The organism is Agromyces sp. NPDC127015 (assembly GCF_042725165.1).
Lineage (GTDB): Bacteria > Actinomycetota > Actinomycetes > Actinomycetales > Microbacteriaceae > Agromyces > Agromyces chromiiresistens.
This window is the reverse complement of record NZ_JBHXDI010000001.1, coordinates 211,016-230,863: the sequence shown is the minus strand read 5'-3', so window position 1 is coordinate 230,863 and position 19,848 is coordinate 211,016. Positions and strand designations below refer to the sequence as shown.

Here is a 19,848-nt window from a genome sequence, read left to right as displayed (position 1 = left end):
GGGTGGACGACATCGTTCGGGACATGCGTTTCTCCGTGGGGGCGGAGGCGCGCCGCCTGGCGGCGCGTCGTCATGCGTGGGTGGCGCACAACGCCTCCGACCATAGCGCGTGGCGCGCCGCGAGCGGAAGAGTCGGTGAGCTTTCCTTCCTATTCGCCGCGGACCCTCTTCTCGCGAGTGCGAGCGGCGATCGGCCGGTGCCCGGCGAGCGTGCTCGGGTAGATCGACGACGCGCTCCGCTTCCACCGCTCGCTGCAGCAGCCCGCTGCTCCCAGCCCGATGCGAGACAATGTCGGGCGTGATCCTCTCCCCGCAGCATCCCCTCTCCGCCGGCCTCACCAGCGACTCGCGACTCGTGCGCGCGTACCGCGGCGAGCGTGCCGACACCACGCCCGTCTGGTTCATGCGCCAGGCCGGTCGCTCGCTGCCCGAGTACCGCGACCTGCGCGTCGGCACGCGCATGCTCGACGCCTGCCTCGACCCGGCGATGGCGAGCGAGATCACCCTGCAGCCGGTGCGGCGCCACGGGGTCGACGCGGGCATCTTCTTCAGCGACATCGTGGTGCCGCTGAAGCTCGTCGGCGTCGACGTCGAGATCCAGCCGGGTCGCGGCCCGGTCTTCACGAAGGGCTACGCGGATGCCGCGGCCGTCGCCGAGCTCACCGCCATCGATCCCGCCCGACTCGACGAGGCATCCGCCCCCATCGCCGAGGCGGTCGCGCTGACGATCGCCGAGCTGAACCGCACGCCCGAGGCGGCGTCGACCGGCGGGAACGCGGCGACCCCGCTCATCGGCTTCGCGGGCGCGCCGTTCACCCTCGCCGCCTACCTCGCCGAGGGCGGCCCCTCGAAGGACCACCTCGCCGCCCGCACGCTCATGCACGCCGATCCCGGTGCCTGGCGGGCGCTCATGGAGTGGACGGCCGAGCTCACCGGCCGGTTCCTGCGCACCCAGATCGTCGCGGGCGCCTCGGCAGCGCAGCTCTTCGACTCGTGGGCCGGCGCGCTCTCGCTCGCCGACTACGAGGCCCACGTCGCCCCGGCCTCGGCACGCGCGCTGAGCTTCGTGCACGATCTCGAGTTCGAGACCGCGGACGCCTCGGGCGCGACCCGGCCGGTCCCCGTCGTGCACTTCGGCGTCGGCACGGGCGAGCTGCTCGGCGCCATGAAGGAGGTCGGGGTCGACGTCGTCGGCGTCGACTACCGCGTACCGCTCGACGTCGCCGCCGAGCGCGTCGGCGCGGGGGTGCCGCTGCAGGGCAACCTCGACCCGGCGCTGCTCGCCGCGCCGTGGCCGGTCCTCGAGGCCGCGGTGCGCGAGGTCCTCGCCAAGGGAACGGTCGCGCCCGCGCACGTCTTCAACCTCGGCCACGGCGTTCCGCCCGAGACCGACCCGACGGTGCTCACCCGCGTGGTCGAGCTCGTGCACGAGGCGGGCGCGTCATGAGCGACCTGGCGGGATCCGGAGACGCGGCGCGTCGCGACGACGAACCCGCTCCTCGGCGCGACGCACAGGCGGAGTCTCCGAGTCCGCTGACCGCGGCCGACGTCGTGGTGATCGGCGGCGGGGTCGCCGGCATGGTCGCCGCGCTCGAGTGCGCGAAGATCGGCCTGCGGGTCGCGCTGCTCGAGCGTCGCGACGCGCTCGGCGGATGCGTCGGACGCATCGAGCTCGACGGCCTCACGCTCGACTCGGGCGCCGAGTCGTTCGCGACGCGCGGCGGCACGGTCGCCGAACTGGTCGCCTCGCTCGGGCTCGACGACGAGGTCGTCGACCCGAACCCGGCGGGCGCCTGGCTCGTCTGGAGCGGTGGCGCGAACGATGCGCTCGACGCCGCGCCCCTCCCGAGGACCGGCGTGCTCGGCATTCCCGCGAATCCGCTCGGCGACGACGTGCGCCGCATCATCGGATGGAACGGCGCGGCCCGGGCGTATGGGGACCGGCTCATGCCGATCCTGCGGATCGGTCGCGCCCGCAGCCTCGGTGAACTCGTGCGCTCGCGCATGGGATCGGCCGTGCTCGACAAGCTCGTGACGCCGATCTCGGCCGGCGTCTACTCGGCCGACCCCGACCTGCTCGACCTCGACGTCGTCGCGCCCGGCCTCAACGAGGCGATGACCCGCATGGGGTCGCTGTCGGGCGGCGTCGGCCAGCTCGTCGAGCAGCGCAAGGCGGGCGGTGCGGTACGCGGCCTGCGCGGGGGCATGCACACCCTCGTCGATGCGCTCGTGCGCGAACTCGAGCGATTCGACGTGACGGTGATCACCGGTGCGGAGGCCACCTCGATCGAGCGCGTCGGCGACGCGGGGTGGCGGGTGCGCGCGACGGTGTCCGACGCCGATGCCGATGCCGATGCCGATGCCGATGCCGATGCCGCCGACGAGTTCGACCTCGTCGCACCCGACGTAGTGCTCGCGGCGCCGGCGCACACCTCGCTCCGCCTCCTCGACGAGGCCGTCGAGGGCTGGGAGTCGACGGGCGACTGGCCGCACGCGGCCTCGGTCGAGCTCGTCACGCTCGTGCTCGACGCGCCGGCGCTCGACGCGTCACCCCGTGGCACCGGCGTGCTCGTCGCCGCCGACACCTCCGGGGTCGCCGCAAAGGCGCTCACGCATTCGACCGCGAAGTGGAGCTGGCTCGCCGAGCGCGCCGGTGGGCGCCATGTGGTGCGGCTCTCGTACGGGCGGGCCGGTCAGCCGAACCCGCTCGACGGCCTCGCCGACGACGCGGTCGCGGCGCTCGCGCTCGCCGACGCGAGCCGGCTGCTCGGAGTGCCGCTCGACGCGGGGATGCTTCGCGCATCCGGCCGCACCGAGTGGCGCGACGCCGTCTCGCACGCCGCCATCGGGCAGCGCGATCGCGTGCGCGCCCTCGAGGACGCCGTCGCAGCCGAGCCCGGCGTCGAGGTCACCGGCTCGTGGGTCGCGGGAACCGGGCTCGCCTCGGTCGTTCCGCACGCGCGCGAGGCGGCGGCGCGCATCCGCCACCGGGCGGTCGGCCGGCGCGAGCAGGGCTGACGCGGCCGCTCAGGCGAGGGTCGCCGCGAGCTGCTCGGCCGTGAGCTCGCGGTCGGAGTAGACCAGCCGGATCGCCGACGCGTCGGGGTTGCCCGCGTCGGGCGCGCGGTGGCGGAGTGCGAGCCCGACCTTCTCGGCGACGCGCGCCGAGGCGAGGTTGTGCTCGAGCAGGTAGGCGACGACGGGCAGCTCGGGCCGATGCGCACGGGCGTCCTCGACGGCGGCGAGCGAGAGCTCGGTCGCATACCCCTGCCCGTGCGCCTCGGGCCGGAATCGGTAGCCGAGGTTCCAGAAGGCGCCGCCGGTCGTCGCCCCACCCCGAACCGCACAGCCGCCGTGCCCGATCACCGTCGACGGGTCGGCTGCGGTGCGCACCGTCCACGCGGCGAAGCCGACGGTGCGCCAATCGGTGAGCCAGCGGTCGAGCACCCGCCTCGTCTCGTCGAGGCCGGCGTGCCGGCCCGACGGCAGGTGCCGCCACGTGCGCTCGTCGCCGTAGATCTCGTGGAGCGGCCCGAGGTCGGCGGCGACCGTCTCGTCGAGGAGCAGGCGGGCGGTGCGTCGGGTCATGCGAGGGAGTCTAGAGGCGCGCGCCGACGAGCACCGCGGCCGGAACAACGACGAGGCTGCGCCCGCGACGTCGTGAACAGGTCGGGCCTCGCGCTACGGCGCGTCGTCCAGAGCGAGACGCAGCGTGGCGCGTGCGCGACTGTAGCGGCTGCGGATGGTGCCGGCGGGCCGGCCGAGGTGGCGAGCGATTTCTGCCAAGCTGAAACCGTCCCAGTGGTGGAGCCGGATGATCTCGGCATCCAGGGGCGCGAGGGCCCCGAGGGCTCGGTGGACATCGTCGTCGCGTGCTGGCACGTGGGTGCCGTCGGTGAGTGCCTGGTCCCGCAGGCGGTCCATGAGCGCTTGTCGCCGAACTCGACCTCGGCGGCTGGTGCCGAGCACCCGCCGGGCGATTCCGTACAGCCACATGCGCGCTTCCTGGTCATCGTCGGGGAGGACGTCTGCGCGTCGCCAAGCGACGAGCAGGGTCTCACCGAGGAGATCCGGCGCTTCCTCGTACGGACAGCGTCGCTCGAAGTACGCGAGCAGCGCCGGTGCTTCACGTCGCACCACGCACTCGACCCGGCCCTGCAGTCGCCGTATCACCGTGGAGTCCGCGGTCATCCGCGGTACCCCAGCGCATCGAGATCGTCCGTGCACACCCGGCTGATCGCGCCGAGGTGCGGCTCACCATGACTGAACGGCTGGTTCGGTGGCGCCGTCCCCCAGACGATGCCGGGCACCACCTCGTCGAGGTCGTGAATGATCTGATCCTGGATCGCCTTCCATTCCTTGTCGTCCGTCGTCGGCACAACGCCGAGTCGGCTCTCGATGCTCGTCGCGAATGCCTCGGAGTCAGCTGTCGCCCAGTAGTCGCTCACCGCAGTGAACTCATCATCGGTGAGACCCTCGAGGTCGAGGTAGAGCGCGCATTGCTCGCCACGATCCGTTTCGCCGACAGAAACATACGGAAGTCCCGACATCGGGCGCATCGCTCCGTCAGTGAGGGTCGAGAACGGCGGTACCGAGAGCAGGTACGTGTCGAGATCGGTCGCGGCCGCGAGCCCGCCGGCGAGCGCGAGCCCTCCGCAGAGTGTGATGACGGGCAGCCACCAGCGGCGTCGTCGGGATACCGACTGAGCCGTGAGCTCGTCGATCACCGCGTCGAGCGCGACCGGAGTCGGTCGCGCAGGATCGGCGTACTTCAGTCGGCGATCCAGATCCTGATCCATGGGCTTCTCCCTGCTCTCATCATGAACATGGCCGGGAGTCGCCCAAGTGTTGCACGCATCGAACCGACCACCGAGACGCGTTCACGTGCACGGGCTCTGCGACGTCGCAAGGGCGGGCAGGCAGTTGACGTCCGAACGAGGCCCGATCGCATAGCCGGAACGGAATATTTCGACGCAACCCCCTTGCGCGCCTCGGTGCGGGGTCTACGCTGGAGGGGTCGCTGTGGGCGGATCAGCGGGGGAAGACGGGGTGCACATGAAGGGCAAGATCCTCTTCGTCGTAGGGCTGGGAGTCGGCTACGTGCTCGGCACGCGGGCCGGTCGAGAGCGGTACGAGCAGATCAAGCGGGCCGCAGAGGGCGTGTGGAACACGCCGGCGGTGCAGCAGGGCGTCGACCAGGTGAAGGGCTTCGCGGCCTCGAAGGTGGGCGATCTCTCCGACTCGGTGCTCGACGGCGTGAAGTCGTTCATCGGCAATGCCACGCGCGGGTCCGGCGCCACCAAGACCGACGTCGGCGATGCCGCCGCGAAGGCCAAGCGCGGCGTGTCCGACGGTGCGAAGGCTGCGAAGTCGGCGGTCGACGGGGTCGCCGACACGCTGAGCGACGCGATCGACTCGGCCGCCGAGGTCGCAGAGGGGGCGGCGAAGCCGTCGAAGCCCGCGCCGAAACGCACCACGTCGCGCGGCGGCAAGCCCGCGGCATCCGATTCCTAGACGGGAGGCGACCGCGCGATGGCCGCACCGACGAACGACGAACGCTCGCTCTTCACGCTGATCGGCGAACTGCCCGACACGATCTCGAACCTCGTGCGGGCCGAGATCGACCAGATCAAGGCCGAGGTGACCTACAAGGTCAAGCACTTCGGCATCGGCTCGGGCTTCTTCGTGGTGGCGCTCATCGTGCTGCCCTTCCTGATCTTCACCCTGCTCGCCGCGGCGATCTTCGCGCTCGCGCTCGTGATGCCGGCGTGGGCGGCCGCGCTCGTCGTGTCGGGCGTGCTCGTGCTCGTCATCGCCGTGCTCGTGTGGATCGGCATCGTGAACTTCCAGCGGGGCTCCGAGCCTCTCGAATCGGTCGAGAGCCTCAAGGCCGACCTCGACGCCCTGAAGGGAACGGGTGACTATGACCGCCGCTACTGACGCACCCCGCCCTTCGAAGCGCGAGTCCGCGCAGCGCGAGCGCAACCTCACCCGGGTGCAGGCGCGGGTCGCCTCCCGGCAGGCGCGCGACGAGTTCGCCCGCACCCTCGACGCCCTCGAAGACAAGCTCAACGTGCCGAAGCAGGTCGGCATCCGGGTCGACCGGGCGAAGCTGTCGCTCAAGGCGTTCTACGACGAGCAGCCCGGGGTCGCGATCGCGGCCGCCGTCGGCGTCGCCGCCGCCGTGGGCGGCCTCGTGTGGCTCGTCGTGCGATCGAAGCTCGGCGACTGAGCGGTGCGAGAAGCGGGCCGGCACCGGTGACGACGTCCTCAGCGGACACCGCCGTCGAGCGGGTCGCCGACGCGATCCGCTCGGAGATCCTGAGCGGGGCGATCGCGCTCGGCTCGCCGTTGCGCGAGGAGGCGCAGGCCGAGCGCCACGGGGTCTCGCGGCACACGGTGCGCTCGGCGTTCCAGCGGCTCGTGGCCGAGCGCCTCGCCGAGGCCCAGCCGTACCGCGGCGTGCGGGTCGTCAGCTTCGATCGCGATGAGATCCGGGCGCTGCAGCAGCTGCGCGCCGCCCTCGAGGGCGAGGCGGTGCGCATCATCGCCGAGCGGTACGGCGACACGTGGCCTGACGAGCTGCTGGCGCCGGCGGTCGACGTGCTCGAGCGGTTGAGCGGGTTGACGAGCGAGCGCGGCGAACGTCCTGAAGCCGAGTCGCATGCGGTCGCGGGCCTCGATGCACGTCCTCCGGCGTCGGGCGCCGCTCGACCGGCGGACGGGGACGTCGACTGGCTCGAGGTCGAACGGCTCCACGCCGACTTCCACCGCGCGATCGTCGCCGCGTCGGCGAGCCCGCGCATCATCGAGGCCCATGACGCGCTCGGCAGCGAGCTGCTGCTGTTCCTGCTGCACGTGCGCCCGCACTACACGCTCGAGGCCATCATCGACGAGCATCGCGAGCTCCTCGTCGAGATCCAGGCGCAGGGTCCCGAGGCGATGCGCGAGCATCTCGGGCACTCGACCGACCTGCTGCTCGGCCAGATCGACGGTTCCGACGTCACGGCGTGATCGCGGCGTACCAGATCAGCAGCAGCGTCACGACGAAGCCGACGGCGTAGTTGATGCCGAGGAACCGCTTCCACCCCGCGTTCGCACGGCCCGACGTCGCGTCGGTGACGTCGACGAACGGGGCCGCCGCCACGATGTAGGGCACGACGAGCACCGCGGCGAGCGGGCCCGGCCACGACGTCGCGAGCATGAGCACCCCGGCGACCGCCCACAGCGCGATCGCGAGGCGAACGGTGCGGCGCGCCCCCATCGCCGTGGCGATCGAGGCGATTCCGCCCGCCCGGTCGGGCACGATGTCCTGCACGGCTCCGAAGGCGTGGCTCGCGACGCCCCACGCCAGGAACGCGAGGAGCAGGGCGACGAGCGGTGGCGTGAACGCGGCCCCTGCCAGGACGAGCCCGTAGACGGCGGGCCCGACGAAGTGCACGCTCGAGGTGAGCGAATCGAGCCCGGGCACCTCCTTGAAGCGGAGGCCCGGAACCGAATACGCCGCGACGGCGAACAGGCACACCGCGAGCACCGCCGACGCCGCGAGACCGCCGAGCAGCACGAGCACCACGACGAACGGCAGGCAGGCCGCGATCGCCGCCATGATCGTCAGCCGGTGGCGTCCGGGCACGAGCAGCGCGCCCTCAGCGCCCCCCTTGCGCGGGTTCGCGGCATCCGACGCGTAGTCGAAGACGTCGTTCACCCCGTACATCGCGAGGTTGTACGGCACGAGGAAGAAGAGCGTGCCGACGACGAATGCGGCATCGACCTCGCGAGTCGTGAGCAGGTACGCCGCGGCGAACGGGTACGCCGTGTTCACCCAGCTGAGCGGCCGCGACGCGGTGACGAGATCGGCGAAGGCGCCGCGCCGGCGGACGTCAGCGCGCATGGCGAGGCCCGTCGAGGAGGTTCCAGAGCCCGCTGAGCAGCAGCACGCCGGCGATCGGGTAGGCGAGGTCCTCGACCGGGGCGAGCCAGATGCGCACCCCCCAGATGTGCGCGTCGCCGTAGTCGAAGAGCCCTGCGGCGATCATGACGGAGTCGAAGAGGACGGTCAGCACGACGAGGATGCCGCCGCTCGCCAGGACCGCCTCCCAGTGCCGTCGGGGAGCGCGCGGTGCCCCGACGGCGGCGACGGCGATCGCTGCGGCCAGGAACGCCGCCGAGAGCACGAGATAGGTCATCGTCGGCGATCCTCCCGCGTCGAGGCGAAGCGCAGCGCCGCCGTGTAGAGCACGAGCGTCAGGTACGCGAGGAACGCGAGGAACACGAGTTCCTCGATCGGCAGCTCGGGGGCGAGCAGCACGCCAGTGCTCACCGCGTTCTCAGCCCGATGGAAGATGCCGAGCGCGATGCCCGCGAGATCCCATGCGAGGAAGAACGCCACGCCCGCGGCGACCACCACGGCCGCGCGTCGCGACCGACCGGGGGCGGCGAAGACGAGGCGGAACCGCACGTCGACGAGCGCCAGGCACGCGATGCTCGCGGCGAGCGCACCGAGGTAGGCGAAGCTCATGCGGGCACCCGCCCGCCCTGCGGCTCCGGCAGGCGCGCGGCGCCGCGCTCGCCGCGCACGGCCTTGGCGACGAGCTCCGCGCTGATGAGGCACATCGGCAGGCCGATCCCGGGCACCGTCGTGGCCCCGGCGAAGTAGAGCCCGCGGACCTTCTTCGACGCCGTCCGACCGCGAAGGAACGCGCTCTGCCGCAGCACGTGCGCCGGCCCGAGCGCCGAGCCTCGCCACGAGTTGAGTTCGTCCGCGAAGTCGCCGGGTCCGACGGTCCTGCGGACCAGGATGCGGTCGGCGAGGTCCTCGATGCCCGTCCACGCCGCGATCTGCGCGATCGCGGCGTCGGCGACCCGTTCGATCGCGGGGTCCCCTCCGCCGTCGACGCCCCCGCGGCCGAGGCGCGGGTCGGCCGGCACCGGCACCAGCACGAACAGGTTCTCGTCGCCGGCCGGGGCGACCGAGGCGTCGGTGGCGCTCGGCCGGCACACGTACAACGACGCCGGGTCGGGTACCGACGGCGACGGGCCGAAGATGCGCGCGAAGTTGTCCTGCCAGTCGGCGGTGAAGAGCAGGTTGTGGTGCAGCAGCTGCGGCAGGCGCCCGCGGACGCCGAGCATCACGAGGACGGCTCCGGGACCGGGGTCGGCGCGCCGCCACGACGCGGCCGACCGGCTTCGGAGCTCGGGCGCGAGGAGGGCGGTCTCGGTGTGGTGCAGGTCGGCCGCCGAGACCACGAGGTCGGCCGTCTCGACGCGCGGCAGGCCGCGGGCGTCGAGCACGCGGATGCCTCGTGCCGTTCCGTCTTCCACGACGATGCCCGTCACCCGGGAACCGGTCACCACGCGGGCGCCGGCTTCCTGGGCGAGCGCCGCCACGCGATCGATGAGCTCGCCGAACCCGCCGCGCGGGTAGAGCACGCCGTCGTCGAGGTCGAAGTGGCTCATGAGGTGGTACATGCTCGGCGCGGCCGCCGGGGACGTGCCGAGGAAGACCGCCGGGTAGCCCAGGATCTGGCGGAGCCGCGGGTCGCGGAAGCGCCGGGCGATGAAGCGGTCGAGCGGTTGGAAGAGCAGACGCCCCAGGCCCCCGGCATGGCGGAGCACCGGGCGGGCCGCAATGGACGCGGGTGAGGAGAAGTCGTTGTAGAGGAAGTGGTCGACGGCGAGGCGCGCGGTCGACCCGGCCGAGTCGAGGTACCGCTCGAGCTCGACGCCGGCACCCGGTTCGATCGACTCGAACACGGCGGTCGCCCGCCGTCGGTCGGCGTGCAGGTCGAGCGGAGCGCGATCGTGCTCGAAGAACACGCGGTACCCCGGCTCGAGGCGCACGAGGTCGAGCTGCGCCTCGGCGCTCGTGCCCATGAGCCGGAAGAAGTGCTCGAAGACCTCGGGCATCAGGTACCAGGACGGACCGGTGTCGAAGCGGAAGCCCCCTGCCTCCCACCGGCCGGCCCGCCCGCCGATCGCGTCGCGCGCCTCGTGCACCGTCACGTCGTGGCCGTCGCGCGCGAGGAGGGCGGCGGTGGCGAGCCCGGCGATGCCGGCGCCGATGACGACCACCCGGCTCACGACCGTGCCCCGTGCGCGAACGCGCTGGCCTCGGCCGGGGCGCCCGGCCGAGGCATCCCGCGTCGTGGCCGGACGACCGAACGGAGCAGCAGCGCGAGCTTCCTCGGCGAGGGGACGCTGACCCGTTCGCGGACGAGCCGCGGCGCCGGCGTCCGCCGGAGCCGCGCCGAGAGCTCGGAGAAGAGCCCGTGCGCCGCGGCGACCGCCCGACGGCATCCGCCCGGCAGCTCCACGATCACGCCGCCCGCGATCGCGAGGTCGCGGTCGATGTCGTCGAGGACCCGCGACTTCTGCGCCTCGGTGAGATGGGCCGGGTCGATGCCCGGAAGGTAGCGGCGTCCGCGCTCGCCGAAGTCGTCGGCGAGGTCGCGCAGGAAGTTCAGCTTCTGGAACGCGGCACCGAGGTGCCGCGCGCCGCGCTGCCACCGCAGGTCGCGCTCGGCGTCGGCCGGCAGGCCCTCGCTGAAGGCACGCAGGCACATGAGCCCGATCACCTCGGCCGAACCGTACACGTACGCGTCGAGCTCGTCGGCGTCGAAGTCGACCGGGTCGAGGTCGCGGCGCATGGACGCGAAGAACGGCCGCGTCGACTCGACGCCGAAGCCCGTCGCGCGGGCCGTCTGCGCGAACGCGTCGACGACGAGGTTCGCGCTGTAGCCGCAGCGGATCGCCCGCTCGGTCTCGACCTCGAGGGCATCGAGCACGGCTCGGCGCTCGTCGCGGTCGAGCCCGGCCTCCTCGGCCGGACCGTCGACGATCTCGTCGGCGATCCGGACGAGCGCATAGATGGCGGCCACGTGCGTGCGCACGGCGCGCGAGCAGAGCCGGCTGGCGAGGCCGAACGAGGTCGAGTACTCGGTGATCACGCGCGCCGAGCCGAGCCGGGCCGTGCGGTGGTAGAGGTCGAGGCCCGTCGGGGTCATCGCTCTCGCCCCACGCATCCCGACGCCGTGGCGAGGAGGCCGGCACGGAGGGCGCTCGGGAAGTCGCCGAACTCGATCGCGGCGACCGCCTCGGCGTGGCGTTCGCGGATGACGGCCTCGACCCGCGCCCGGGCCCCGGTCGACTCGATCACCTCGCGCAGTCGGGCGGCGGCCGCGTCGTCGAGGTCGGGTCGTCCGAAGTCGTCGGCGACCGTGCGCCACGCCGGGTCGCTGCGAGCCCACGCGATCAGCAGCGTCTGCTTGCCCTCTCGGAGGTCGCCGACGACCGACTTGCCCGTCACCGCCGAGGTGCCGAACACGCCGAGCACGTCGTCGCGCAGCTGGAACGCCACACCCAGGTGCCGGCCGACTTCGCCGAGCCGGTCGACCGCGTCGCGGGGCGCGCCGCCGAGCAGGGCGCCCGCCTGCAGCGGCGCGCTGAACGAGTACCACGCCGTCTTGCGCTCGATCATCGCGATGATCTCGTGCCGCGTGGGCGAGGCCGTCGCCTGCCGCACGTCGGCGTGTTCACCCGCGGCGGTGAGGAAGACGCAGTCGTCGAGCACGTCGAGGAGCGCGGCACGGACACGGTCGGGCGCTTCGACCTCGGCGACGATGCGGTGCGCGGCGCTGATCAGCAGGTCGCCGGCGAGGATCGCCGCGGCCTCCCCGTAGTCGCGAGCCCGGCCGACGGCGAGTCCGCGTGCGCGGGCCTCGAGCATGAATCGGCCGGTCACGTTGGGTGCGCCGCGGCGCACGAGGTCGTGGTCGATGACGTCGTCGTGCATGAGGAAGGCCGTGTGCAGGAGTTCGAACGCCAGCGCGAGCCGCACCGCCTCGCCACGGCCCGCTCCCGCGTATGCGGCGTGCGCGGCGAGCACGAGTTCGGGGCGCAGCCTCTTGCCACCGGCCGCGCTGTCGCGTGCCGCCGTCCAGAGTTGCGCGTACTCCGCGTCGTGCGCGACCGCCCGGGCGATCCGCCTGGCGAAGAAGGCCTCGATCTCGTCGTCGATGTCGGTGATCGCGGCGCGCGGCGCCGCGTCGAGGGCCACGCCCGTCATGACGCGAGCACCCGCGGCTCGACGGCCGCCCCCGAGAGGAACGGCAGCAGCCGCGCCTGCAGCACGAGCCACGGACTGAATGCCCACGGGGCATCGTCGACGGCTGCGGCGAGGCGGGCGGGATCGACCCACGCGATGTCCATGACCTCGTTCGGGTGCGGATCGGGCGTCGAGCGGGTGCGGGCGGTGTAGACCGGGCAGAGCTCGTTCTCGACCACGCCCGACGCGTCGACAGCGCGGTAGTGGAAGGTGGGAAGCACGGGTTCGATGTCGTCGAGCTCGAGGCCGAGTTCGAACTCGCCGCGGCGGCGGATCGCATGGAGGAGGGTCTCCGAGGGGGCCGGGTGCCCGCAGAACGAATTCGTCCAAACGCCGGGCCAGGCCTGCTTCGAGAGCGCCCTGCGCGTGACCAGGAGTCTGCCCTGCCCGTCGAAGACGTGGCAGGAGAAGGCGAGATGTCGTGCGGTGTCGGCTCCATGGACGCTCGCCTTCGGAGCTCGACCGATGGGCCGGTCGTCGGCGTCGAGCAGGACGACCTCTTCGATCTGGGTCACTGTCACGGCGACTCCTCGTTCTATCTGCCTTGGCAAGAAGCTAGCTTAGCGAACTATATGCCGAGTTGGCTAGAATCACGACATGGCAGATGAGTCCGCCTCGTGGCGGGAGGTCGCGCGAGGCATGCACGACCCCCGCATCTCGGACCGCGACGGCGACCTCGTCGACCGCTCGGGCCTCGACGACGCCGAGGTCGACCAGGTCGTGCGCGTCATGCGGAGCCTGCGCGGCTGGCACGAGACGCAGCGCCGCATGAGCGAGGCCTCGCGGCGCTACATGAAGCTCAACGAGACCGACATGCGAGCGATCCGCTACCTCATCGCCGCCCGCAACCAGGGCGAGATCGCGACGCCGGGTGCGCTCAGCGCCTACCTCGGAATCTCGAGCGCCTCGACCACGAAGCTCCTCGACCGGCTCGAGCACGGCGGCCACATCGTGCGCGCACCGCACCCGACCGATCGTCGTGCGCTCGCGATCTCGGTGACGGACGCGACCCGCGTCGCGGCACGCGAGTCGGTCGGGCGTCTCCACGCCAGGCGCTTCGCCGTCGCCGCCGCGCTCACCCCCGCCGAGCGGGAGACGGTGATCCGGTTCCTCGACGCGCTGAGCGCGACCGAGCCCGACGAGGTGACCGAGCCCGAGCCGGACCCCGATCAGGCCTGACCGGTGACCTCGGGCGTTGCACCTGCTCGCTCCCACGACGCGACCGGGCCGTCGACGACCGTGAACAGCGGATGCGGGTCGGGCGTCACGACCGCCGACCAGCGTTCGGCGACCTCGGGACTCCGCGCCGCGAGCTTCGCCCGCAGGTGCCGCCACTCCAGGTCGAGCTGACCGCTCGTCACCTCGATGGCTGCCGCCGCGCCGCGCCGGTGCACCTTGGTCGTGTCGAAACGGTAGCCCCGGGCGCTCGCCTCGTCGGCGACGGCGGCGAGGTAGTCGCCGATCGCCTCCAACGGCCGGCTCGCCTCCCGGAACCGTTCGAGCTGCGGGTGCCGCGTGTATCCGCGGGTGGCGCCCTCGAGCACCGCCTGCGCGAGCAGCGTCTCCCGCCAGCAGGCGGTGAGGCCCTGGCGGTCGAGGTACCGGGGGTGCAGCGACCAGATCCGCATGGCAGGCAGCCTATGCGCCGACCGGCGGACGGACCGCTTTTGGCCGTTCGCTCCGGAAGGGGGAGACTGGAGACATGTCTTCCCCCGCTGCCGAAGCGGCAGCCGACGCGTTCCACACCGATTCCGACGCAGCGCAGACGCTCGAGGGGTACACGGTCTTCGCCGTGCTCCGCCGCGATCCCGCTCGTCCCGACGACTTCGACGGCCACGACGTCCCCCGCGTCGTGTCCGAGCTCGACGGCGTGATCTCGCTGATCGAGAACGAGGGCGTGACCCTCCGCGGCATCTACGACGTCTCCGGCCTCCGTGCCGACGCCGACGTCATGCTGTGGCTGCACGGCCCGACCGCCGAGGGCCTGCAGTGGGCGCTCCGCGAGCTGCGCCGCGCCCGGCTGCTCAAGGCGCTCCTGCCGACGTGGAACGCCATGGGCGTGCACCGCGACGCCGAGTTCAACAAGGCGCACGTGCCCGGGTTCCTCCGCGGCCTCGAACCCAAGGGCTGGCTCACGGTCTACCCGTTCGTGCGCAGCTACGACTGGTACCTGCTCGACCCCGCCGAGCGCAGCCGCATGCTCGCCGAGCACGGCCGCAAGGGCGCCTCGTTCCGCGGCGCCATCGCGAACACGGTCGCCGCGTTCGCCCTCGGCGACTACGAGTGGCTGCTGCCGATCGAGTCCGACGAGCTCACCGAGCTCGTCGACATGATGCGCGAGCTCCGCGCCACCGACGCGCGCATGCACGTGCGCGAAGAGGTGCCCTTCTACACCGGTCGACGCATCTCGACCGCCGAACTCGTGGAGGTCCTGCAGTAATGGCGCACTACGACGCGATCCTGCTGTCGTCGTTCGGCGGGCCCGAGGGGCAGGACGACGTGATCCCGTTCCTGCGCAACGTGACCGCCGGCCGAGGCATCCCCGACGAGCGCCTCGAAGAGGTCGCCCACCACTACCGCCATTTCGGCGGCGTGAGCCCGATCAACGAGCAGAACCGGCAGCTCAAGGCCGCACTCGAGGCGGAGCTCGCGAAGCGCGGCATCGACCTGCCGGTCTACTGGGGCAACCGCAACTGGGCGCCGTACTTCGGCGATGTCGTCGCCGAGGCCGAGCGCAACGGCCACACCGAGCTGCTCGGCCTCGTCACGAGCGCGTACACGAGCTACTCGGGCGTCGGCCAGTATCGCGAGGACTTCCAGAAGGCGACCGCGGGCACGGGCGTCGCGATCGACCGGGTGCGCGAGTACTTCGACCACCCCGGCTTCGTGCAGCCCTTCATCGAGGGCGTGCAGGATGCCGCGGCGGAGCTCGCCGCGGAGGGCGTCGCCGCCGACCGCACCCACATCATGTACGTGACCCACTCGATCCCGACGCGCGCGTCGCAGGAGTCGGGCGCCGGCTTCGAGGACCGCGTCGGCACGGGCGAGGGCGGGGCGTACGTCGCCCAGCACCTGGGCGTGGCGCAGGTCATCAACGAGGCGGCCGCGTCGTCGTCGCCGTGGTCGCTCGTGTACCAGTCGCGCTCGGGTGCCCCTTCGACGCCGTGGCTCGAGCCCGACATCAACGACGCCATCGAGGAGCTCGCCGTCGGCGGGCTCACCGACGCGATCGTCATCGTGCCGTTCGGCTTCGTCTCCGACCACATGGAGGTCATGTGGGACCTCGACAACGAAGCCGTCGAGACGGCGGGCGAGCACGGGCTGAAGGTCCGTCGCGTCCCCACCCCGGGCGTGCACCCCGCGTACGTCGCGGGCCTCGTCGACCTCGTGCTCGAGCGCGTGAACGACGTGCCCGAGGCCGAGCGCCCGCACCTCACCGCCCTCGGCCCCTGGCCCGACCACGCGCGCGTCGCCGGCGGAGCGGTGCTCGACCCCGCCCAGGAGGCGACGTCGCGATGACCGCCGTCATCCGGGTCGGCACCCGTGGCAGCGCGCTCGCCATGGCGCAGACGCGCCAGATCTCCGAGCGCATCGCGAAGGCCGCGAACGCCGAGATCGAGCTCGTGCCGATCACGACGCAGGGCGACACGTCGCGGGCCTCGCTCGCGTCGATCGGCGGCACGGGCGTGTTCGCCGCGGCCCTGCGCGAGGCCCTGCTCGCGGGGGAGTGCGACCTCGTCGTGCACTCGTTGAAGGACCTGCCGACCGCCGAGCACCCGGGCCTGCGGCTCGGTGCGGTGCCCAAGCGGGTCGACGCGCGCGACGTGCTCTGCGCACGCGACGGGCTCACGCTCGACGAGCTGCCCGAGGGCGCGCGGGTCGGCACGGGCTCGCCGCGCCGCATCGCGCAACTCCGCGGTGCCCGCCCCGACCTCGAGGCGGTCGACCTGCGGGGCAACGTCGACACCCGGCTGGGTCGGGTGCACGGCGACGACGCCGACCTCGACGCGGTCATCCTCGCCGCCGCCGGACTCGGGCGCCTCGGCCGATCGGACGTCGCGACCGAGCACTTCTCGCTGGGCGACTGGCCGACCGCACCGGGCCAGGGGGCCCTCGCGATCGAGGTGCGCCGCGAGCGCGGCGACCGCGACCTGGAACGCGCGCTCGAGACGATCGACCACCGTGCGTCACGGGCGACCGCGCTCGCCGAACGTCTCGTGCTCGCCGGGCTCGAGGCCGGATGCGCCGCACCCGTCGGGGCGACGGCCTTCGTCGAGGACGAACTTCTGTTCCTGACGGCGAGCGTGTACAGTGCCGACGGGACGCGACGACTCACGAGCTCGCACGCGACCACTCCTGACAGCCACTCGGCCGCCGATCTCGCGGTCGCAGCGCACGACGTCGCAGACCGCGTCGTCGCAGAACTCCTCGGCAACGGCGCCGCAACCCTCGTTCCCCCAGAGGAGCAGCCGTGAGCGAATTCGAACCGATGACGGGCGCGATCAACCTGCCCGCGTCGGCCGGCGGCGCCAAGCCGCTCGCCGGGTGGCGCGTGCTCGTGCCGCGCGGCGGTCCGTGGGGCGACGGCGTCGCCGCCGCGCTGCGCGCCCGCGGCGCCTCGCCGATGGTCGCCCCGCTCATCAACTTCGCACCGGCCGACGACCAGCCGGCCCTCGAGGCCGCACTCGCCAAGCTCGCCGCAGGCGGCTTCGACTGGCTGACGATCACGAGCGCGACGACCGTCGACGTGCTCTCGTCGTACGGCGCCGTGATTCCCGAGACGACGAAGGTCGCAGCAGTCGGCGAGACGACCGCTGCCGCGCTCGGCGCCGCGGGGTACCACGCCGACATCGTGCCGTCGGAGGAGAACTCGGCGCGCGGCATGCTCGAGGAATGGGAGGCCGCGACCGGCGGGGCGAAGGGGCTTCGCGTGCTCGCGCTCCGCTCGGCGATCGCCAAGCAGGTGCTCTCGATCGGCCTCGAGCGAATGGGCCACCACGTCGAGGCGGTCGTCGCCTACCGCACCATCGGCGTGCCGGTCTCGGCCAAGGTCGCCGAGGACGTGCGGGCCGGCCGCGTGAACGCCGTGCTCGTCACGTCGGGCAGCGTCGCCGAGCAGGTGCAGGACCAGCTCGGGCCCCTGCCCGAGTCGACCCTCGTCGCCGCCATCGGCCCCCAGACGAAGAAGGACGCGGCGAAGGTCGGCCTGCGGGTCGACGTCGTCGCCCGCGAGCGCTCGGCCGAGTCGCTCATCGACGCCGTCGTCGACGCCGCCACCGCGCTCGCGTGAGGCGCCGAGCGCGGGCTCGCAGCACTGCGTCGCCGCGGGAGACGCGATGACGCGGACCGACTCGCCCGAGGCATCCACGTCGCTCGAGACGCGGCCGCGCCGCCGCTGGGTGCCCGTCGTCGGCACCCTCGGGGTCGTGCTGGCGGTCATCGGCGCCGCCGCGTTCGCGACCAAGGGCATCGTCGTCAAGCTCGCGCTCGCCGAGGGCGTCGACTCGCTCACCACGCTGACGTGGCGAATGATCGTCGCCGTGCCGGTGTTCGCGACGGTCGGCCTCGTCGGCGTGCTCCGCCACCGGGGCAACCGCACGCCGACGGGGGAGCGGGTGCTCGACGTCGCCTCGGCGCTGCAGGCCGCCGGCGTGGGGGCCATCGGCTATTACCTCGCGAGCCTCCTCGACTTCACCGCCCTCGAGTACATCTCGGCGCAGCTCGACCGGCTGATCCTGCTGCTCTATCCGTTCTTCGTCGTGCTGTTCGGCGTCGTGTTCTTCCGCCGCAAGGTCACCCGCGTGATGATCGTCGGGCAGGTGCTCAGCTACCTCGGCATCGCCGTCATCTTCTGGCGCGACCTGAGCCTCGCGGGCGACCACGTGCTGCTCGGCGCGACCCTCGTGCTCGGAGCGGCGATCGCGTACGCCGTGTACCAGATCCTCGCGAAGCCCCTCATCGACCGCATGGGGGCTGGGCTCTTCACCTCGATCGCGATGAGCGGGGCGGGCGTCGCGATCGTCGTGCACTTCGCGGTGACGCACCCGATCACCGACCTCGCGGTTCCCGGCGAGGCGTGGCCGCTCGTCATCGCGATCGGGCTCGTCTCGACCGTGCTGCCCGCGTACTGCATCTCGGCGGCGATCGGCATGATCGGCTCGGAGCGCACGGCTGTCATCGGCAACGTCTCGCCGGTCATCACGATCGTGTTCGCCGTGTGGCTCCTCGGCGAGCCCTTCACCGTCTGGCACGCCGTCGGCACTGCCCTCGTGCTCGTCGGCGCCTGGATCTTCGCGATGCCGCGTGCGGCGCGGAAGCCGCGCTCGAAATCGCTTGCGCACGACGGTCGCGACGCCCCTATCATGCAGGAGTGACCGCACCCGAACCCTCGCGGGGCCACGCGCACACCGTCGTGCGCGACCGCATCCTCGGAATCGACGACGCCCGATTCCTCGCCCTCGTCGGCATGATGGCGACCCACCTGTGGGCATCGAACACGGACGACTTCTGGACGACGCCGCTCATCAGCGAGGTGATCGCCGGCAAAGCTGCGGCGCTCTTCGCCGTGCTCGCCGGCGTCGGCATCGCGTTCGTCACGGACGCGCCGATCGCGAACGGACGCCTGGCGGCGGCCAGGCTGACGGTGTTCGGCCGCGGGTTCGCGCTCGTCGTGATCGGCATGACACTCGGGCTCGTGCCCGGGTCGATCGCGGTCATCCTCGTCTTCTACGGCGTGGCGTTCTGGTTCGTCATCCCTTGGCTCCGCCGACCGGTGCGGAGCCTCTTCGCGCTCGCCGTCGTTTGGGCGATCACCTGGCCGATCATCTCGAGCTTCCTGCGGTTCGCCGTGCAGGACCCGACGGATCCGTTCGACTTCATCGAGGCGAACTGGCTCGAACTCGCCGACCCCGGCCGATTCGTCGCCGGCCTGCTCATCACGGGCGTCTACCCGGTGCTCACCTGGGTCGTCTACCCGATCGTCGGGCTCGCGGTCGGCAGGCTCGTCCGTCGTGCCCGAGAGCACGACGGGATGCGGCGGCTCGCGCTGCGCCTGCTGGTGGCCGGTGCCGCCGTCGCGTCTTCGGCCTTTGCCCTGAGTTGGCTCCTGACGGCGCCCCTCGGCGGGCTCGCCCGGCTCCAGGAGGACTATGCCGGGTACGGCTCGCCCGAGGAGATCGAGTTCACGTACTACCTCGAGATGCACTACGCGCCCCCGGGCGACCTGCGCTGGCTCGCTTCGCCCGCACCGCACACGGGCACCTTCTTCGACCTCGCGATCACCGGGGGCATCGCGGTCGCCGTGATCGGGGGCTGCCTGGCCCTGCGGACCGTGCTGCCCGAGCGTGCCGCGCGGCTGCTGCGCCCCGTCGCCGGTGCCGGCGCCGCCCCGCTGACGATCTACACGCTGCACGTGATCGCCGCGGGCCTCGTCGCCGAGCTCGTCGTCGCCGACTGGCTCGTCGAGGCGGCAGGCCCGGTGCCGTGGCTGCAGTCGAGCCCGTGGATCTGGGGCGTGCACGTCGCGGGCGCCCTCGTGATCGGAGCCGTCCTCTCCTGGCTGCATCGCCGGGGGCCGCTCGAGACGCTCGTCAACTGGACCGGTCGCGGCTTCGCGAGGATCGCCGGCCGGGCCCCGGCCGAGCCCGCGGCGCCCGCCGACCGCGCTGCGCCAGCCGAGCCCGCGGAACCCGCTCCGCGCGCCACCACTCCCGGAGTGCGCCCAGCCGGGCGCGCGTAGGCTGGTC

24 protein-coding genes are annotated in these 19,848 nt (G+C 72.5%); 13 read left to right on the top strand and 11 right to left on the bottom strand.

Annotated elements, in window-relative coordinates; all coding sequences use genetic code 11:
- Positions 1 to 289 precede the first annotated feature (289 nt).
- Complete coding sequence (gene hemE, locus ACFWGP_RS01000; RefSeq protein WP_376929935.1) at positions 290 to 1,447, top strand: uroporphyrinogen decarboxylase; 1,158 nt, start codon at positions 290 to 292, stop codon at positions 1,445 to 1,447.
- Entirely contained in the window at positions 1,444 to 3,018 is a 1,575-nt protein-coding gene (gene hemG / locus ACFWGP_RS00995) for a protoporphyrinogen oxidase (RefSeq protein ID WP_376929934.1), read from the top strand. The genes hemE and hemG overlap by 4 nt, the downstream gene beginning before the upstream one ends.
- A 9-nt stretch (positions 3,019 to 3,027) precedes the next feature.
- On the opposite strand, the gene ACFWGP_RS00990 is transcribed toward hemG, so the two are convergent.
- From ACFWGP_RS00990 to ACFWGP_RS00980, 3 genes are all read right to left on the bottom strand, one after another.
- A complete protein-coding gene (locus ACFWGP_RS00990) occupies positions 3,028 to 3,588 on the bottom strand; it encodes a GNAT family N-acetyltransferase (RefSeq protein ID WP_231429106.1) in 561 nt (186 codons plus the stop codon).
- Positions 3,589 to 3,681: 93 nt separating this feature from the next.
- Positions 3,682 to 4,191, bottom strand: coding sequence for an RNA polymerase sigma factor (locus tag ACFWGP_RS00985; protein WP_231429105.1), 510 nt, complete (start codon positions 4,189 to 4,191; stop codon positions 3,682 to 3,684).
- The gene (locus ACFWGP_RS00980; protein ID WP_376929933.1) at positions 4,188 to 4,727 is read right to left on the bottom strand and encodes a hypothetical protein; all 540 of its coding nucleotides are present in this window, start codon (positions 4,725 to 4,727) and stop codon (positions 4,188 to 4,190) included. The genes ACFWGP_RS00985 and ACFWGP_RS00980 overlap by 4 nt, the downstream gene beginning before the upstream one ends.
- Before the next feature lie 328 nt (positions 4,728 to 5,055).
- Here ACFWGP_RS00980 and ACFWGP_RS00975 point away from each other — a divergent pair, with 328 nt between their 5' ends.
- Genes ACFWGP_RS00975 through ACFWGP_RS00960 form a run of 4 tightly spaced genes read left to right on the top strand, consistent with a single transcriptional unit; the run spans position 5,056 to position 7,014 of the window.
- The gene (locus tag ACFWGP_RS00975; protein WP_231429103.1) at positions 5,056 to 5,514 is read left to right on the top strand and encodes a hypothetical protein; all 459 of its coding nucleotides are present in this window, start codon (positions 5,056 to 5,058) and stop codon (positions 5,512 to 5,514) included.
- 18 nt (positions 5,515 to 5,532) lie between these two features.
- On the top strand, positions 5,533 to 5,940 hold the full coding sequence (locus ACFWGP_RS00970; protein ID WP_231429102.1) for a phage holin family protein: 408 nt from the start codon (positions 5,533 to 5,535) through the stop codon (positions 5,938 to 5,940).
- On the top strand, positions 5,924 to 6,232 hold the full coding sequence (locus ACFWGP_RS00965; RefSeq protein WP_231429101.1) for a DUF3618 domain-containing protein: 309 nt from the start codon (positions 5,924 to 5,926) through the stop codon (positions 6,230 to 6,232). The genes ACFWGP_RS00970 and ACFWGP_RS00965 overlap by 17 nt, the downstream gene beginning before the upstream one ends.
- Positions 6,233 to 6,258: 26 nt before the next feature.
- Complete coding sequence (locus ACFWGP_RS00960) at positions 6,259 to 7,014, top strand: GntR family transcriptional regulator (protein ID WP_376929932.1); 756 nt, start codon at positions 6,259 to 6,261, stop codon at positions 7,012 to 7,014.
- Here ACFWGP_RS00960 and ACFWGP_RS00955 read toward each other — a convergent pair.
- The 7 genes from ACFWGP_RS00955 to idi are packed head-to-tail and all read right to left on the bottom strand — an operon-like array spanning position 7,004 to position 12,618.
- On the bottom strand, positions 7,004 to 7,891 hold the full coding sequence (locus ACFWGP_RS00955; RefSeq protein WP_376929931.1) for a prenyltransferase: 888 nt from the start codon (positions 7,889 to 7,891) through the stop codon (positions 7,004 to 7,006). The two genes, ACFWGP_RS00960 and ACFWGP_RS00955, sit on opposite strands and share 11 nt — an antisense overlap.
- Entirely contained in the window at positions 7,881 to 8,186 is a 306-nt protein-coding gene (locus ACFWGP_RS00950; protein WP_231429098.1) for a lycopene cyclase domain-containing protein, read from the bottom strand. Before ACFWGP_RS00950 ends, ACFWGP_RS00955 begins: the two co-directional genes overlap by 11 nt.
- On the bottom strand, positions 8,183 to 8,518 hold the full coding sequence (locus tag ACFWGP_RS00945) for a lycopene cyclase domain-containing protein (RefSeq protein ID WP_275505995.1): 336 nt from the start codon (positions 8,516 to 8,518) through the stop codon (positions 8,183 to 8,185). The genes ACFWGP_RS00950 and ACFWGP_RS00945 overlap by 4 nt, the downstream gene beginning before the upstream one ends.
- A complete protein-coding gene (gene crtI, locus ACFWGP_RS00940) occupies positions 8,515 to 10,080 on the bottom strand; it encodes a phytoene desaturase family protein (protein ID WP_376929930.1) in 1,566 nt (521 codons plus the stop codon). Before crtI ends, ACFWGP_RS00945 begins: the two co-directional genes overlap by 4 nt.
- Positions 10,077 to 11,003 (bottom strand): phytoene/squalene synthase family protein, encoded by a 927-nt coding sequence (locus tag ACFWGP_RS00935; protein WP_376929929.1) that lies wholly within the window; start codon positions 11,001 to 11,003, stop codon positions 10,077 to 10,079. Before ACFWGP_RS00935 ends, crtI begins: the two co-directional genes overlap by 4 nt.
- Complete coding sequence (locus tag ACFWGP_RS00930; RefSeq protein WP_376929928.1) at positions 11,000 to 12,064, bottom strand: polyprenyl synthetase family protein; 1,065 nt, start codon at positions 12,062 to 12,064, stop codon at positions 11,000 to 11,002. Before ACFWGP_RS00930 ends, ACFWGP_RS00935 begins: the two co-directional genes overlap by 4 nt.
- The gene (idi, locus tag ACFWGP_RS00925) at positions 12,061 to 12,618 is read right to left on the bottom strand and encodes an isopentenyl-diphosphate Delta-isomerase (RefSeq protein WP_231432206.1); all 558 of its coding nucleotides are present in this window, start codon (positions 12,616 to 12,618) and stop codon (positions 12,061 to 12,063) included. Before idi ends, ACFWGP_RS00930 begins: the two co-directional genes overlap by 4 nt.
- An 82-nt stretch (positions 12,619 to 12,700) precedes the next feature.
- On the opposite strand from idi, the gene ACFWGP_RS00920 reads away from it, so the two are divergent.
- A complete protein-coding gene (locus ACFWGP_RS00920) occupies positions 12,701 to 13,282 on the top strand; it encodes a MarR family winged helix-turn-helix transcriptional regulator (protein ID WP_376929927.1) in 582 nt (193 codons plus the stop codon).
- Here the strand turns inward: ACFWGP_RS00920 and ACFWGP_RS00915 are convergent.
- Positions 13,273 to 13,731 carry a pyrimidine dimer DNA glycosylase/endonuclease V gene (locus ACFWGP_RS00915; RefSeq protein WP_231429092.1) on the bottom strand — a complete coding sequence of 153 codons (459 nt, stop codon included), beginning with the start codon at positions 13,729 to 13,731 and terminating at the stop codon, positions 13,273 to 13,275. The two genes, ACFWGP_RS00920 and ACFWGP_RS00915, sit on opposite strands and share 10 nt — an antisense overlap.
- Positions 13,732 to 13,805: 74 nt before the next feature.
- Between ACFWGP_RS00915 and hemQ the strand changes: the two genes are divergently transcribed.
- Genes hemQ through ACFWGP_RS00885 form a run of 6 tightly spaced genes read left to right on the top strand, consistent with a single transcriptional unit; the run spans position 13,806 to position 19,841 of the window.
- Positions 13,806 to 14,543, top strand: coding sequence for a hydrogen peroxide-dependent heme synthase (gene hemQ / locus ACFWGP_RS00910; RefSeq protein WP_231429091.1), 738 nt, complete (start codon positions 13,806 to 13,808; stop codon positions 14,541 to 14,543).
- Positions 14,543 to 15,622, top strand: coding sequence for a ferrochelatase (locus ACFWGP_RS00905; RefSeq protein ID WP_376929926.1), 1,080 nt, complete (start codon positions 14,543 to 14,545; stop codon positions 15,620 to 15,622). Before hemQ ends, ACFWGP_RS00905 begins: the two co-directional genes overlap by 1 nt.
- Positions 15,619 to 16,578, top strand: coding sequence for a hydroxymethylbilane synthase (hemC, locus tag ACFWGP_RS00900; protein ID WP_231429089.1), 960 nt, complete (start codon positions 15,619 to 15,621; stop codon positions 16,576 to 16,578). Before ACFWGP_RS00905 ends, hemC begins: the two co-directional genes overlap by 4 nt.
- A 14-nt stretch (positions 16,579 to 16,592) precedes the next feature.
- Complete coding sequence (locus ACFWGP_RS00895) at positions 16,593 to 17,393, top strand: uroporphyrinogen-III synthase (protein WP_231432205.1); 801 nt, start codon at positions 16,593 to 16,595, stop codon at positions 17,391 to 17,393.
- A gap of 46 nt (positions 17,394 to 17,439) precedes the next feature.
- Positions 17,440 to 18,477: a DMT family transporter gene (locus ACFWGP_RS00890; RefSeq protein WP_376929925.1), complete on the top strand. Its 1,038-nt coding sequence runs from the start codon at positions 17,440 to 17,442 to the stop codon at positions 18,475 to 18,477.
- Entirely contained in the window at positions 18,474 to 19,841 is a 1,368-nt protein-coding gene (locus tag ACFWGP_RS00885) for a heparan-alpha-glucosaminide N-acetyltransferase domain-containing protein (RefSeq protein WP_376929924.1), read from the top strand. Before ACFWGP_RS00890 ends, ACFWGP_RS00885 begins: the two co-directional genes overlap by 4 nt.
- The last annotated feature ends 7 nt before the right edge of the window (positions 19,842 to 19,848 follow it).